General features: G+C 72.4%; 10 protein-coding genes. 7 read left to right on the top strand and 3 right to left on the bottom strand.

The window, feature by feature from the left end; genetic code table 11:
- Nucleotides 1-100: 100 nt before the first annotated feature.
- The 5 genes from ACMTAK_RS14400 (at nucleotide 101) to ACMTAK_RS14380 (ending at nucleotide 7,048) form a co-directional block, all read left to right on the top strand.
- Nucleotides 101-991: an FAD binding domain-containing protein gene (locus ACMTAK_RS14400; protein ID WP_413806617.1), complete on the top strand. Its 891-nt coding sequence runs from the start codon at nucleotides 101-103 to the stop codon at nucleotides 989-991.
- Complete coding sequence (locus ACMTAK_RS14395; protein WP_037949339.1) at nucleotides 982-1,479, top strand: (2Fe-2S)-binding protein; 498 nt, start codon at nucleotides 982-984, stop codon at nucleotides 1,477-1,479. Before ACMTAK_RS14400 ends, ACMTAK_RS14395 begins: the two co-directional genes overlap by 10 nt.
- A 2-nt stretch (nucleotides 1,480-1,481) precedes the next feature.
- Entirely contained in the window at nucleotides 1,482-3,878 is a 2,397-nt protein-coding gene (gene pucD, locus ACMTAK_RS14390) for a xanthine dehydrogenase subunit D (RefSeq protein ID WP_413806616.1), read from the top strand.
- Between the two features lie 89 nt (nucleotides 3,879-3,967).
- Nucleotides 3,968-5,119 carry an XdhC family protein gene (locus ACMTAK_RS14385; RefSeq protein WP_413806615.1) on the top strand — a complete coding sequence of 384 codons (1,152 nt, stop codon included), beginning with the start codon at nucleotides 3,968-3,970 and terminating at the stop codon, nucleotides 5,117-5,119.
- Between the two features lie 198 nt (nucleotides 5,120-5,317).
- Nucleotides 5,318-7,048: a glycoside hydrolase family 6 protein gene (locus tag ACMTAK_RS14380; protein WP_413806614.1), complete on the top strand. Its 1,731-nt coding sequence runs from the start codon at nucleotides 5,318-5,320 to the stop codon at nucleotides 7,046-7,048.
- A gap of 27 nt (nucleotides 7,049-7,075) precedes the next feature.
- Here the strand turns inward: ACMTAK_RS14380 and ACMTAK_RS14375 are convergent, their stop codons facing one another.
- From ACMTAK_RS14375 to ACMTAK_RS14365, 3 genes are all read right to left on the bottom strand, one after another.
- Nucleotides 7,076-7,966, bottom strand: coding sequence for a phosphatidylinositol-specific phospholipase C (locus ACMTAK_RS14375; protein ID WP_413806613.1), 891 nt, complete (start codon nucleotides 7,964-7,966; stop codon nucleotides 7,076-7,078).
- Between the two features lie 148 nt (nucleotides 7,967-8,114).
- Nucleotides 8,115-9,287 carry a magnesium and cobalt transport protein CorA gene (locus tag ACMTAK_RS14370; RefSeq protein ID WP_413806612.1) on the bottom strand — a complete coding sequence of 391 codons (1,173 nt, stop codon included), beginning with the start codon at nucleotides 9,285-9,287 and terminating at the stop codon, nucleotides 8,115-8,117.
- Between the two features lie 396 nt (nucleotides 9,288-9,683).
- Nucleotides 9,684-10,616, bottom strand: a complete 933-nt coding sequence (locus ACMTAK_RS14365; RefSeq protein ID WP_413806611.1) for a helix-turn-helix transcriptional regulator — start codon at nucleotides 10,614-10,616, stop codon at nucleotides 9,684-9,686.
- A 94-nt stretch (nucleotides 10,617-10,710) separates the two neighbouring features.
- Between ACMTAK_RS14365 and ACMTAK_RS14360 the strand changes: the two genes are divergently transcribed.
- Together ACMTAK_RS14360 and ACMTAK_RS14355 are read left to right on the top strand one after the other, a co-directional pair.
- Nucleotides 10,711-12,408, top strand: coding sequence for an AMP-binding protein (locus tag ACMTAK_RS14360; protein WP_413812881.1), 1,698 nt, complete (start codon nucleotides 10,711-10,713; stop codon nucleotides 12,406-12,408).
- A gap of 73 nt (nucleotides 12,409-12,481) precedes the next feature.
- Nucleotides 12,482-14,206, top strand: a complete 1,725-nt coding sequence (locus ACMTAK_RS14355) for an AMP-binding protein (protein WP_413806610.1) — start codon at nucleotides 12,482-12,484, stop codon at nucleotides 14,204-14,206.
- Nucleotides 14,207-14,214: the final 8 nt, after the last annotated feature.

Below are 14,214 nucleotides of genomic sequence, written 5' to 3'. Positions count from 1 at the left end.
CCTTCCATGCGCGGCGGCCGCGTGCGGGGAGCCCCGCCGACACCCCAACCGACGTCCCCGCCGTCCCTGACGATTCGAGCCGATTCGAGAAGAGAGACCCATGGACTTTCTGCGCCCCGCCGGCTGGGAGGAGGCGCTCGCCGCGAAGGCCGAGCACCCCACCGCCGTGCCCATCGCGGGCGGCACCGATGTGATGGTCGAGATCAACTTCGATCACCGGCGGCCCGAGTATCTGCTCGATCTGACCCGCGTCGCCGAACTGGCCGAATGGGAGGCCACCGACCGTACGGTCCGGCTGGGCGCGGGCGTCCCGTACACCCGGATCATCGAGGAGCTACGGACCGAGCTGCCGGGCCTCGCGCTCGCCGCGCACACCGTCGGCTCACCGCAGATCCGCAACCGCGGCACCGTCGGCGGCAACCTCGGCGCGGCCTCGCCCGCGGGGGACGCCCATCCCGCGCTGCTGGCGGCCGGGGCCGAGGTGGAGGTGGCGTCGGTGCGCGGCACCCGGCGGATCCCGGTGGAGGAGTTCTTCACCGGGGTCAAGCGCCACGCCCTGGAGCCCGATGAGCTGATCCGGGCGGTGCACATCCGGCGAGCGGACGGTCCGCAGCAGTTCTCCAAGGTCGGCACGCGCAATGCCATGGTGATCGCGGTCTGCGCCTTCGCCGTCGCGCTCCATCCGCGCACCCGCACCGTGCGCACCGGCATCGGATCGGCCGCGCCCACGCCCGTACGGGCCCGGGAGGCCGAGGAGTTCCTGGCCGCGGAGCTGGACGAGGGCGGCTTCTGGGACAGCGGCGCGCCCCTCGACCCGTCGGCCGTCCGGCGCTTCGCCGAGCTGTGCGCCGAGGCCTGCCGCCCGATCGACGACGTACGCGGCACCGCCGCCTACCGCCGCCACGCGGTGGGGGTCATGGCGCGCCGCACGCTCGGCTGGACCTGGGAGGCATATCGCCAGGGAGAGGGGAGGACCGCACAGTGCGCGTGAACATGAGGGTCAACGGGCGGCCGTACGAGGCCGATGACGTCTGGGAGGGCGAGTCCCTGCTGTACGTGCTGCGCGAGCGGCTGGGGCTTCCCGGTTCGAAGAACGCCTGTGAACAGGGCGAATGCGGCTCCTGCACGGTCCGTCTTGACGGGGTGCCGGTATGCGCCTGCCTGGTGGCGGCGGGGCAGGCCGAGGGGTGCGAGGTGGTCACCGTCGAGGGACTCGCGGACCACGCCCGGCAGCGGTCCGGGCAGGTCGCCCCGCTGGCCCCGGTCCAGCAGGCGTTTATCGACGCGGGCGCCGTCCAGTGCGGCTTCTGCACCCCCGGGCTGCTGGTGGCCGCCGATGAGCTGCTGGAGCGCAATCCCGACCCCTCCGACGCCGATATCCGCGAGGCGCTCTCCGGCAACCTCTGCCGCTGCACCGGCTACGAGAAGATCCTCGACGCGGTCCGGCTCGCGGCCGCGCGCACCGGGGAGGCGGTCTGACCATGGCAGCCGACCGCGCCGCCAGCGCCCCCACCACCCTCACCCAGGCCACCGGCGCCCCCCGGGGGACCGTCGGCGAGTCCACCCCGCGCCCGGACGGCACCCTCAAGGTGACCGGCGAGTTCGCGTACTCCTCGGACCTGTGGCACGAGGACATGCTGTGGGGCTTCACCCTCCGCAGCCCCCACGCCCACGCCGCGATCCGGTCCATCGACACCGCCGGGGCGCTCGCCCTGCCCGGGGTGTACGCCGTCATAACGCATGACGATCTGCCCGCCGGGACCCACTACGGCCTGGAGATCCGTGACCAGCCCGTGCTCGCCAAGGACCGGGTCCGCTTCCACGGCGAGCCCGTCGCGATCGTCGCCGCCGACCACCCCGAGACCGCGCGCCGCGCCGCCGCCCGGATCGCGGTGGAGTACGAGGAGCTTCCGCTGGTCGTGGACGAGGCCACCGCCACCGCGCCGGACGCCCCGCTGCTCCACCCGGGCCGCCGGGACCACCACGCGTCCCACGTCCCGCATCCGAACATCGTGCACCGCCAGCCCATCCGGCGCGGTGATGTCGCCGCCGCCCGGTCCCGCGCCGATGTGGTGGTCCGCCGTACTTACGAGGTGGGCATGCAGGACCAGGCGTTCCTCGGCCCGGAGTCGGGGCTCGCGGTGCCCGCCGAGGACGGCGGGGTGGACCTCTACATCGCCACCCAGTGGCTGCACGTCGACCGCGACCAGCTCGCCCCGGTGCTCGGGCTGCCCGCCGACAAGGTGCGGCTGACGCTCTCCGGCGTCGGCGGGGCGTTCGGCGCGCGCGAGGACCTGTCCATGCAGGCCCACGCCTGTCTGCTGGCGCTGCGCACCGGACGGCCCGTGAAGATCGTCTACAACCGCTATGAGTCCTTCTTCGGGCATGTCCACCGCCACCCCGCCAAGCTCACCTACGAACACGGCGCGACCCGCGACGGCACGCTGCTCTACGTCCAGTGCCGTATCGTCCTGGACGGCGGCGCGTACGCCTCCTCCTCCCCGGCGGTGGTCGGCAACGCCGCCTCCCTGTCCATCGGCCCCTACGTCGTCGAAAACGTGGACGTCGAGGCCATCGCGCTCTACTCCAACAACCCGCCCTGCGGTGCGATGCGCGGCTTCGGCGCCGTCCAGGCGTGCTTCGCCTACGAGGCGCAGATGGACGCGGTGGCGGCCGAACTCGGCCTGGACCCGGTGGAGTTCCGGCAGCGCAACGCCATGTCGCAGGGCGCCACCATGCCCACCGGCCAGCTGGTGGACTCCCCGGCCCCGGTCGGGGAGCTGCTGCGCCGCGTCAAGGCGCTGCCGATGCCGCCCGAGCGCGCCTGGGAGGCGGCGGGCGGCCCGGTGGACGTACGGGCCCTGCCGGGCGGGCTCTCCAACACCACCCACGGCGAGTCCGTGGTGCGCGGGGTGGGCTATGCGGTCGGCATCAAGAACGTCGGCTTCTCCGAGGGCTTCGACGACTACTCCACGGCCCGGATCCGGCTGGAAGTGATCGGTGGCGAGCCGGTCGCCCTGGTGCACACCGCGATGGCCGAGGTCGGCCAGGGCGGGGTCACCGTGCACACCCAGATCGCCCGTACCGAGCTGGGGGTCGACCGGGTCACCCTCCACCCGGCCGACACCCGGGTCGGCTCGGCGGGCTCCACCTCCGCCTCCCGCCAGACGTATATGACGGGCGGCGCCGTCAAGCACGCCTGCGAGGCGGTCCGGGCGGAGGTGCTGCGGCGCGGCCGTGAGCGGTTCGGCGCCTCCCACCCCGGGTGGGCGGAGCCCGAACGGCTGCGGCTGGAGGACGGCAAGGTGGTCGCCGACGGCGGCGAGGTGATCGGCGACCTCGCCGGGGTCCTCGGCGACGAGGCGATCGACCTGGAGCGGGAGTTCCGGCACCGGCCGACCGAGCCCTTCGATCTCCGCACCGGACAGGGCTTCGGCCATGTGCAGTACTCCTTCTGCGCCCACCGCGCGGTCGTCGAGGTCGACACCGAGCTGGGCCTGGTCAAGGTGGTCGAGCTGGCGGCCGCGCAGGACGTGGGCAAGGCGATCAATCCGCTGTCGGTGGTCGGGCAGATCCACGGCGGTTCGACGCAGGGGCTCGGGCTCGCCGTGATGGAGGAGATCGTCGTCTCGCGGGACGGGGCGCGGGTGCGCAACCCCTCGTTCACGGACTATCTGATCCCCACCATCCTGGACACCCCGGCCATGCCGGTGGAGATCCTGGAGCTGGCCGACGACCACGCCCCGTACGGGCTGCGCGGAGTCGGCGAGGCCCCCACGCTCTCCTCCACCCCGGCCGTCGTCGCCGCCATCCGCGCCGCCACGGGCCTCCCCCTGAGGCGGGTGCCCGTCCGCCCGGAACATCTGACCGGCGGCTGAGGGCAGATTTCGCGGCCCCGGCGCGTTGACGCGAATAGTTGACGCGAATATAGGCGCCCTGCACATGGCCGCCCGAGGAGCTGATCACCATGCTGGACATCGCCGCCGAGCTGCACCGCTGGTGCGCGGAGGGCCGGGACTTCGCCGTCGCCACCGTGGTCTCCGTGGGCGGCAGCGCACCCCGCCAGCCCGGCGCCGCCCTCGCCGTGGACGCGGAGGGCACGGCGGTCGGCAGTGTGTCCGGCGGCTGTGTCGAGGGCGCGGTGTACGAGCTGTGCCAGGAGGCGCTGCGCACCGGCGAGAGCGTGCGGGAGACCTTCGGCTACTCCGACGAGGACGCCTTCGCGGTGGGCCTGACCTGCGGCGGTGTCATCGATGTCCTGGTCAGCCCGGTTCACGCGGCCAACCGCGAGCTGCGCCCGGTGTTCGCCGAGGCCGCGTGCGCCGCCGCCGAGGGCCGGACGACCGCGCTGGCCCGGATCGTGGACGGCCCTCCCGAGCTGCTGGGCCGCGCCCTGCTCGTCCGCCCGGACGGCGGCTGGGACGGCACCCTGGGCGGCCACCCCGAGCTGGACCGTACGGCCGCCGCGGAGGCCCGTGCCCTGCTGGACGCCGGGCGCACCGCGACCGTGGAGATCGGCGCCGAGGGGAGCCGCTGCGGGCGGCCCGTCACGGTGCTCGCCGAGTCCAGCGTGCCGCCGCCGCGCATGATCGTCTTCGGGGCGGTGGACTTCGCGAGCGCGCTGGTGCGGATCGGGAAGTTCCTGAACTACCACGTCACGGTCTGCGACGCCCGTCCGGTCTTCGCGACCGAGCTACGCTTCCCGGACGCGGACGAGGTGGTGGTCGACTGGCCGCACCGCTATCTGGACCGGACCGAGGTGGACGGCCGTACGGTGCTGTGCGTGCTCACCCACGACCCGAAGTTCGACGTCCCGCTGCTGGAGCGGGCGCTGCGGCTGCCCGTGGCGTACGTCGGCGCGATGGGCTCCGCCCGCACCCACCGGGACCGGCTGCGGCGGCTGCGCGAGACCGGGGTGGGCGAACCGGAGCTGGCCCGGCTGCGCTCTCCGATCGGGCTCGACCTCGGCGCCCGTACGCCCGAGGAGACCGCGCTGTCCATCGCGGGCGAGATCGTCGCGAACCGGCGGGGCGGCAGCGGAACGCCGCTGACGGGTGCCAGGACCCCGATCCACCACGAGACCCGGGCGCCCTCGGACCGGATCGGCTCGGTCGCCTGACACGCCGTCGAACGCCGTCGCCCGACCTTCCGCGCACCTGAAATCGCATCAGATCACAGAAGGATCGTCTGACATAAGGCCACTCCTGGGCGGGAAAAACCCTCCGCCATCTGGCGGAAGGTTCATTTGCCGGGCGCTGGTTTCTGAGTGAGAGTCAGAAAACCGACCTTGGTCCTGCCGCCCCCCTGGAGTGCGCACGTGCGTAAGAGACGCAAGATCCTCACCGTGTCGACGGCCGTCGTGGCCGCGGCCACCCTGCCCCTGTTGATCAGCCCCGTGGTGAGCGCGGCCGTGTCGGAGGACGACGACGAGTCCCCGCCCGTGGCCCGCCTCTACGCCCCGCCCCCCGACCGGGACTCCTACCGCCAGGTGGCCCGGCTCGCCTGGCAGGGCGACTTCCGTGACTCCGCCGGGCTCCTCGCCATGGTGCGGACGCCGCACGCGGTCTGGTACGGGGACGAGGCCCCGGAGCAGGTCACACGGCTGGTCCGCCGGACGACGCGGAGCGCGGGCCGGCAGGGGAGGCTGCCGGTCCTCGCCCTCTACAACGTCCCGGGCCGTGACTGCGGCAGCTACTCGAGCGGGGGAGCCGACGGCCTCGCCGCGTACCAGGCGTGGATCGACGCCGTCGCCGAGGGCATCGGCGACCGTAAGGTGATGATCGTCCTCGAACCCGATGCGCTGGCGCTGCTGCCTTCCGACTGCGCCGACGCCTCGAACGCCGAAGAGACCGCCGTCGAGTCGCAGCAGCCCGAGCAGACCGCCGTCGAGGAGTCGCCCACCATCGAGGGGTCGCCCGCCGTCGAGGCATCGCCCGGCGTCGAGGGGTCGCCCGCCGTCGAGGCATCGCCCGGCGTCGAGGGGTCGCCCGCCGTCGAGGCATCGCCCGGCGTCGAGGGGTCGCCCACCGTCGAGGCATCGCCCACCGCCGAGCAGCCCAGCACCCTGCCCGAACTGCCGCCGCTGCCCGACCCCGACGCCTCCATGGACCCGAAGTCCTCCGACCCGCAGTCCGCCGACTCGCGCCCCGACGCCTCCGAGCTCCCGGCGCCCATGCCCCCGGAGGCCCTGGAGGCCGCCGACCCCGAGCCCGCCGCGTCCCAGAGCCCCGACCCCGAGCCCTCCGCCGAGCAGCCCAGCACCCTGCCCGAGCTGCCCGCGCTGCCCACGCCCGACCCCGTGACCCCCGAGGACGTGAACGACACCGGTGACCCGGACACCCCGGTGGTCGAGGACCCGGAGACCGCCGCCCGCTACTCCGAGATCAACTACGCGGTCGACGTCCTCGGCGCGCTCGGCAACGCGTCGGTGTACCTGGACGCGGGCCACTCCGGCTGGCACTCCGTCAGCAGCATCGTGCCCCGGCTGATCAAGGCCGGGATCGACCGCGCCACCGGCTTCGCCCTCAATGTCTCCCACTACCAGACCGACCAGGACAGCGCCTGGTACGGCCGGCTGGTCTCCTCCTGCCTCGCCTACGCCGACGAGGGCGGGGATCCCGAGGACTGCGCCGAGCAGAGCTGGTCGCGGCGGCACGCCCGCCGCTGGCTGCGCCACCACGTACCGGACGACCCGGCCCGTATGAAGCACTACGTCACCGACACCAGCCGCAACGGCCAGGGCCCCTGGACCCCGAGGGCCGCGACCCACCGGCACGACGACGTCCAGTCATGGTGCAACCCGCCGGGCCGGGGCCTGGGCCGGCGCCCCACCACCCGTACCGGCGAGGCGCTGCTGGACGCCGCGCTGTGGGTGAAGACGCCGGGCGAGTCGGACGGGCGCTGCCTGCGCGGCACCGACGGGCCCCTGGACCCGGTGCGCGGGACCGTCAACCCCGAGGCGGGGGAGTGGTTCCCGGAGCAGGCGCTGGAGCTGGTGCGCTACGCGGATCCGGCGGTCAGCGTCTTCCGCCGGACCCATGGCCGCTGACGCCCACGGCTGCTGACGCCCCCGCGGTCAGCCCGCCGGATTGTGCCGGACGAGGGCGTCGACCAGGCCGGACGCGGTGTTCGGGAAGTCCATCGGAACGATCCCGAGCCCGGTCCAGCCCTGTGCCTCGGCGCCCTCCAGGAACGATTTCACCCGCGGGTTCAGCCGGTCCGCGTTGGAGCGGGGCGGCAGCAGGGCGGCGGTGGAGACGTAGTTGACGAAGAGCTTGCCGGGCTGGGCCGCCGCCTTGCGGAACTGCGCCTCGATCTTGGGGTACTTGCCGATCGGCTCCGCCATGTAGTCGTCCTGGATGTCGAAGAGCGCACCGTCGCCGTACCGCACCCCCGGCATGTTGTCCGAGTCGGCGAGCAGCACCACCCTGCCCCGGGCCTGGCCCAGGGTGGGGAGGGTGCCGTCCAGGCGGAACAGCGAGCGCCAGCCCTTGTCGTCCAGGTAGAGGTCGAAGATCCGGCGGAACTCAGCGGCGCTCTCCTCCGAGTACTCCTGCTTGACCCGCATCAGCACGGTCTCCGACGGATGCGCGGAGAGGAAGGAGCGGCAGGCGCCGAGCACGTCGTCGAAGTTGAGGTTCTGGTAGAAGGCGCCGTGGTGGATGGGGAAGGCGTTCTCGAAGGCGCGGCAGCGGATGTCCAGGAAGCGGATGCCACTGGTCAGCTGGTCGGCGATGGTGGTGTTCTGACACTCCGTCCACGGACCGCCGAAGCGGGCGCCGGAGTCATGGGTTCCGGGCAGGGTCAGCCGCTGGACCGGAGTGGCGTCGGCGATGGCCGACAGCCAGTCCTGGGCGGCGGTCGGCCGGGGCGGCGCGGCGATGGCCGTCGCGGTGCCGCCGACGGTGCTGACCAGCCCCGCGGTGGACAGTGCGGCCGCGCCCCTGAGGAACCCTCGCCGGTCCATACGCCCACTCCCGTCGCTCGCCCGCCGGTGCCGTGCCGCACGGCATCGAAGCACAAACGGCAAGGAGGGGCTACGGAAAACGGCTGATTCAGCGGTTCATCAAGGGTTTCCCCGGAAACGCCGGGCCGACCGGAGAGGTGTGACGCCGTCAGAGCCAGTCGCGGCGCTTGAAGATGAGGTACAGGCTGACGCAGACCACCGCCATCAGCAGGATCGCGAACGGATAGCCCAGCACCCAGTGCAGCTCGGGCATATGGGTGAAGTTCATCCCGTAGATGGTGCCGACCAGGGTGGGGGCGAACAGGATGGCCGCCCAGGCGGAGATCTTCTTGACCTCCTCGTTCTGCTCGAAGCCCGCCTCGGCCAGCGCCCGCATCTCGGCGTTCTGCTGCTGGGTCACCAGGGTGGCGTTGACCGCGAGGATGTCGGTGAGGGCGGAGCGGAAGCCGTCCACGCGCTCGCTGGTGTGGGTGACATGGTCGGCCACGTCCCGCAGATAGCGCTGGAGCTCCTCATCGGTGCCGTACTTGTCGAAGCCCGCCATCAGCCCGTGCAACATCCCGACCAGGGGCCGGGTGGCGCGCTGGAACTCCACCATTTCGCGGGAGAGCTCATAGATGCGCCGCGAGACTTCGGGGTCGCCGCGGAAGACCTCGGTCTCGATCTCGTCGATGTCGTTCTGCACCCCCGCCACGACGGGTGCGTAGCCGTCCACGGCCGCGTCGAGGATCGCGTACAGCACGGCCTCGGGGCCCAGCGCCAGCAGCTCGGGGGTGGACTCCATCCGGGCGCGCACCGCGGACAGGTCCGGGGCGGCGCCGTGCCGGACGGTGATGACGAAGTCGGGGCCCACGAAGACGTGCAACTCGCCGAAGTCCACCTCCTCGGGCGCGTCGAGATAGCGGGCGGCGCGCAGCACCACGAAGAGGGTCTCGCCGTAGCGCTCCAGCTTGGGGCGCTGATGGGCCTCCATCGCGTCCTCGATGGCCAGCTTGTGCAGATCGAACTCCTCGGCGAGCGAGAGCAGCTCCGCCTCGTTCGGCCGGTACAGCCCGATCCACGCCATGGCGCCCGTCTCCTCGCGCAGCCGCCGGTAGGTGGCGGCGAGGGAGGCGGGGGTGCCGACCCGGCGGCCGTCCCGGTACACGGCGGCGTCCACCACGCTGCGCTCGTCGACCTCGGGCGGGCCCCCGTCGGCCGCGGCGGCGGGCGGCTCGCCGCGCGGCGAGCCCGGGGCGGGGCGGGGTGTGGCGTCGGCCCGGTTCGCCCCGGCGGGGCGCCGCCAGAGGTGGCGCTTCGTGGCGCGACGGCGCTCGGACATAGAGGGGTCCTCACCTTGCACTGACCTCAGTGCAGGATATCGCCCCATATGGCAGGCGTGCGCCCTGGGAGGAGCGGCGGACTGCCCGCTCGGCGCCCGGCCCTGTCCGGCGGACCACGCGGCGGAGCCGCATATCGACGCTTTCCCCTACCCGCCCCTTCCCGAACCATGGGGCTCCGCCCCCTGGGCCCCGGACGCTCTTCGGGCGTGTCCTCAAGCTCCCCCAGCTACCGCTGGGAGGTGCCCCCTGACGGGCTGAAAATCAGCCTCTCCGGCGTTTGAGGAGCGGGGTCCGGGGCGGAGCCCCGGTTGTGGGAAGGGGCGGGCAGGGGAAGCATCGATATGCGGCTCCGCCGCGCGGCCCGCCGCAGGCGTACGCGTACCGCCGGACACCCCCTACGGCAGCAGCCCCGCCCGGCGGGCCTCCACCACCGCGTGGAGACGGGTGCGGGCCCCCAACTTCCGCATCGAGGACCGCAGATAGCTCTTGACCGTCTCCGGCCGCAGCCCCAGCCGCTCCGCCGCCGCCGAATTCGTCGCTCCCGACGCCACACACGCCAGTACGTCCACCTCGCGCGGCGACAGCTCCACCCCGCTCGGGCGCTCCCGCTCGCGGCCGCGCCCGGACGAGGCCCTGGCCAGCCGGCCACAGGCGGTGAGTATCTCCGCCCGCAGCTGGGGGTCGGGCACCCGGTGCGCCAGGGCCCGCAGATCGCCATGGGCCTCGCGCACCTCCTCCCACACCGCCGGATCGGTCTCCTCCGTCGGCGGCGCCCACCGCGGCTGTCCCCGCAGCCGCCGCTGCCGTGCCTCGGCCAGCAGCCGCTGCGCCTCGTCCCGTGCGGCCAGTTCCTGCGCCAGTTCGTGCTCCAGCGCCCGTTCCAGTTCGCGGGCCGCCTCCACGGCCGAGCCCAGCGCCCGGTCGCCGAGCACCAGCGGCTGGCGCAGCGCGCCGTACAGCACCCCGCGCACCTGCCCGCGCACCACCACCGGCACCGCGAGCATCGAGCGCAGCCCCTCCGCGCCCACCGCCGCGTCGTATTCATGGCTGATCGCCCGCGAGGTGGGGTAGTCCGCCACCGAGATCGGCCGGGACATGGTGAGGACCTTGCCGCCCAGGCCGTTGCCGGGTGTGATGGCCAGCCCCCGCAGGGAGTTGGTCGTGGTGCCGGTGAGTTCCGAGATCCGGAACTGCCGTGCGCCCGAGAAGAGCCCGCCGAACGCGACGGGCAGTCCACCGCGCCGGCGCATCCGCTGGAGCGCGCTCCGCATATCGGCGGCCCTGCCCGATCCCGCCCCGTCCGATCCCGCCACGGCCACCTCCCGCATCCAGCGCCACCCCCGTCCGGGGGTAGTGAGACTCAGATCACCCGTCGCACGATGCTAGCGAGCGGTACGCCCTTCAGGAGGACAAGTGACACCAATGAATCCGGCCCAGGACTTCCGCGCGGCACGGGACTTCCTGCTCGGCCACCGGGAGGACTACGCGGCGGCGTACGAGGGGTTCCGCTGGCCCCGCCCGGAGCGGTTCAACTGGGCCCTGGACTGGTTCGACGGGATCGCCGGGCGCGGTGGCGACCGTACCGCCCTGCACATCGTGGAGGAGGACGGCGGCGAGATCCGCCTGACCTTCGAGGAGCTGCGCCGCCGCTCCGACCGGGCCGCGAACTGGCTGCGCGAGCGGGGCGTGCGGGCCGGTGACCGCATCGTGGTCATGCTCGGCAACCAGGTCGAGCTGTGGGAGACCGCGCTGGCCGCGATGAAGCTGCGCGCCGTCGTCATCCCCGCCACCCCGCTGCTCGGGCCGCTCGACCTCGCCGACCGCATCGAGCGCGGCCGGGCGCGGCATGTGATCGTGCGGGCCGGGGACACCGGCAAGTTCGCGGACGTGGCCGGGGACTACACCCGGATCGCGGTCGGCGGCGCGCCCGGGGGCTGGCTCGCCTACGAGGACGCCGGGACCGCCGCCATCACGGCGGACGGCATCGGGGACGACGAGCTCTTCACCCCCGACGGGCCCACCCTCGCCACCGACCCCCTGATGCTGTACTTCACCTCCGGTACCACCGCCCGCCCCAAGCTGGTCGAGCACACCCATATCTCGTACCCCATCGGACATCTGTCGACGATGTACTGGATCGGGGTCGAACCGGGCGATGTCCACCTCAACATCTCCTCTCCCGGATGGGCCAAGCACGCCTGGTCCAATCTCTTCGCCCCCTGGAACGCCGAGGCCACCGTCTTCGTTCACAACTACACCCGGTTCGACGCCGCCCGGCTGATGGCCGAGATGGACCGCTGTGGCATCACCACCTTCTGCGCCCCGCCCACCGTCTGGCGGATGCTCATCCAGGCCGACCTCACCCAGCTGCGCACCCCGCCCCGGGAGGCCGTCGCCGCGGGTGAGCCGCTGAACCCCGAGGTCATCGAGCATGTGCGGCGCGCCTGGGGGGTCACGATCCGGGACGGCTTCGGCCAGACCGAGACCGCCGTCCAGGTGGCCAACACCCCCGGACAGCCGCTCAAGCCGGGATCGATGGGACGGCCCACCCCCGGCTTCCGGGTCGTCCTGCTCGATCCGGTCACCGGCCGGCCCGGTGAGGAGGGTGAGATCTGCCTCGACCTCACCGGCTCCGAGGGCCGCCCGGTCGGCCTGATGACCGGCTACGAGGGCGACGAGGACCGCACCGCCGAGGCCACCGCGGGCGGCTACTACCGCACCGGGGACATCGGCTCGCGCGACGCCGAGGGCTACATCACCTACATCGGCCGCGCCGACGACGTCTTCAAGGCGTCCGACTACAAGATCTCCCCGTTCGAGCTGGAGAGCGCGCTGCTGGAGCACGAGGCGGTCGCCGAGGCCGCCGTCGTCCCGGCCCCCGACCCGGTGCGGCTCGCCGTACCGAAGGCGTACATCGTGCTCGCGGAGGGCTGGGAGCCCGGCCCGGACACGGCAAAGGCGCTGTTCGCGCACTCGCGGGCGGTGCTCGCGCCGTACAAGCGGATCCGCCGGCTGGAGTTCGCCGACCTCCCCAAGACGGTTTCCGGGAAGATTCGCCGGATCGAGCTGCGTGAACGCACGGCACAGGGCGGCGGTATCGAGTTTCATGAGGAAATCTGATGACTGACGCTCATATGATGACCCACCCTCACGAACGTGAAGGCGTCCGTGACCGTGACACCAAGGAGCTGCCATGACCGACCTGACGTCCGACCCACCGAGCCCAGCCGGACTCTCCTACGCCAGTGGAGTCGGTGACCTCCCACTGCTCGGCGACACCATCGGCGCCAATCTGGCCCGCGCCGTCGAGCTGTACGGTGAGCGCGACGCGCTCGTCGACATCCCTTCCGGCCGCCGCTGGACCTACGCCGAGTTCGGCCGGTCGGTGGAGGAGGTCGCGCTCGGGCTGATGGCCAAGGGGGTCGCCAAGGGCGACCGGGTCGGCATCTGGGCCGTCAACTGCCCGGAATGGGTGCTGTTGCAGTACGCGACCGCCCGCATCGGCGCCATCATGGTCAATATCAACCCCGCATACCGCGTCCACGAGCTGCGGTATGTACTCCAGCAGGCGGGCATCTCGGTCCTGGTCGCCTCCACCGAGCACAAGACCAGCGACTACCGCCGGATGGTCGAGCAGGTGCGCTCGGCCTGCTCCGCGCTGCGCGATGTCATCTACATCGGCGACCGGACCTGGGACATGCTGGTGCGCGCGGGAGCCGATGTCGCCCCCGGGCGGCTGGCCGAGCGCGAGGCCCGGATCGGCTGCGACGACGCGGTCAACATCCAGTACACCTCCGGCACCACCGGCTTCCCCAAGGGCGCCACCCTCTCCCACCACAGCATCCTCAACAACGGCTACTTCGTGGGGGAGACGGTCCGCTACACCGCCCAGGACCGGATCTGTGTTCCGGTGCCCTTCTACCACTGCTTCGGCATGGTGATGGGCAACCTCGCGGCCACCACCCACGGCGCCTGCGTGGTCATCCCCGCACCCACCTTCGACGCCGCCGCCACCCTCTCCGCCGTCGAACGGGAGCGCTGCACCTCGCTGTACGGCGTGCCCACCATGTTCATCGCCGAGCTGGCCCTGCCGGACTTCGCCACCTTCGACCTCGGCTCGCTGCGCACCGGGATCATGGCCGGATCGCCCTGCCCGGTGGAGGTGATGCGGCGGGTGGTCGACGAGATGCACATGGAGGAGGTGTCCATCTGTTACGGCATGACCGAGACCTCGCCGGTCTCCACCCAGACCCGGCCCGATGACGACCTCATGCGCCGCACCTCGACGGTCGGCCGGGTGCTGCCGCATGTCGAGGTCAAGATCGTCGACCCGGTGACCGGGGCGACCGTGCCCCACGGCACCCGTGGCGAGCTGTGCACCCGTGGCTACTCGGTGATGCTCGGCTACTGGCAGGAGCCCGAGCGGACCGCCGAGGCGATCGACTCGGCGCGCTGGATGCACACCGGCGATCTCGCGGTGATGGACGACGAGGGCTACGTCCAGATCGTGGGCCGGATCAAGGACATGATCGTCCGCGGTGGGGAGAACGTCTATCCGCGGGAGATCGAGGAGTTTCTGCACACCCACCCCAAGGTCGCGGATGTGCAGGTCGTCGGCGTACCGGACGAGAAGTACGGCGAGGAGATCCTGGCCTGCGTCATCCTGCGCGAGGGCGCCAAAACCCTCACCCGCGACGAGCTCGCCCGCTTCTGCCGGGGCCGCCTCGCCCACTACAAGGTCCCCCGCTATCTGCGGCTCATGGACGCCTTCCCGATGACGGTCAGCGGCAAGGTCCGCAAGGTCGAGCTGCGTGAGACGGCCGCCCGGGAGCTGCTGCCCGAGACCCGGTCCGAGGCCGATCCGGCCAGATCGGAAACGCTTGCCGAGCGGGCCGAGCCCCAGGCCGCGCCCAGCTGACGAGATGC

This window comes from Streptomyces lacaronensis (assembly GCF_047337785.1).
GTDB classification, from domain to species: Bacteria; Actinomycetota; Actinomycetes; order Streptomycetales; family Streptomycetaceae; genus Streptomyces; species Streptomyces lycopersici.
Note: the sequence above shows the minus strand (reverse complement) of the source record. Positions and strands in the feature narration are given on the sequence as shown.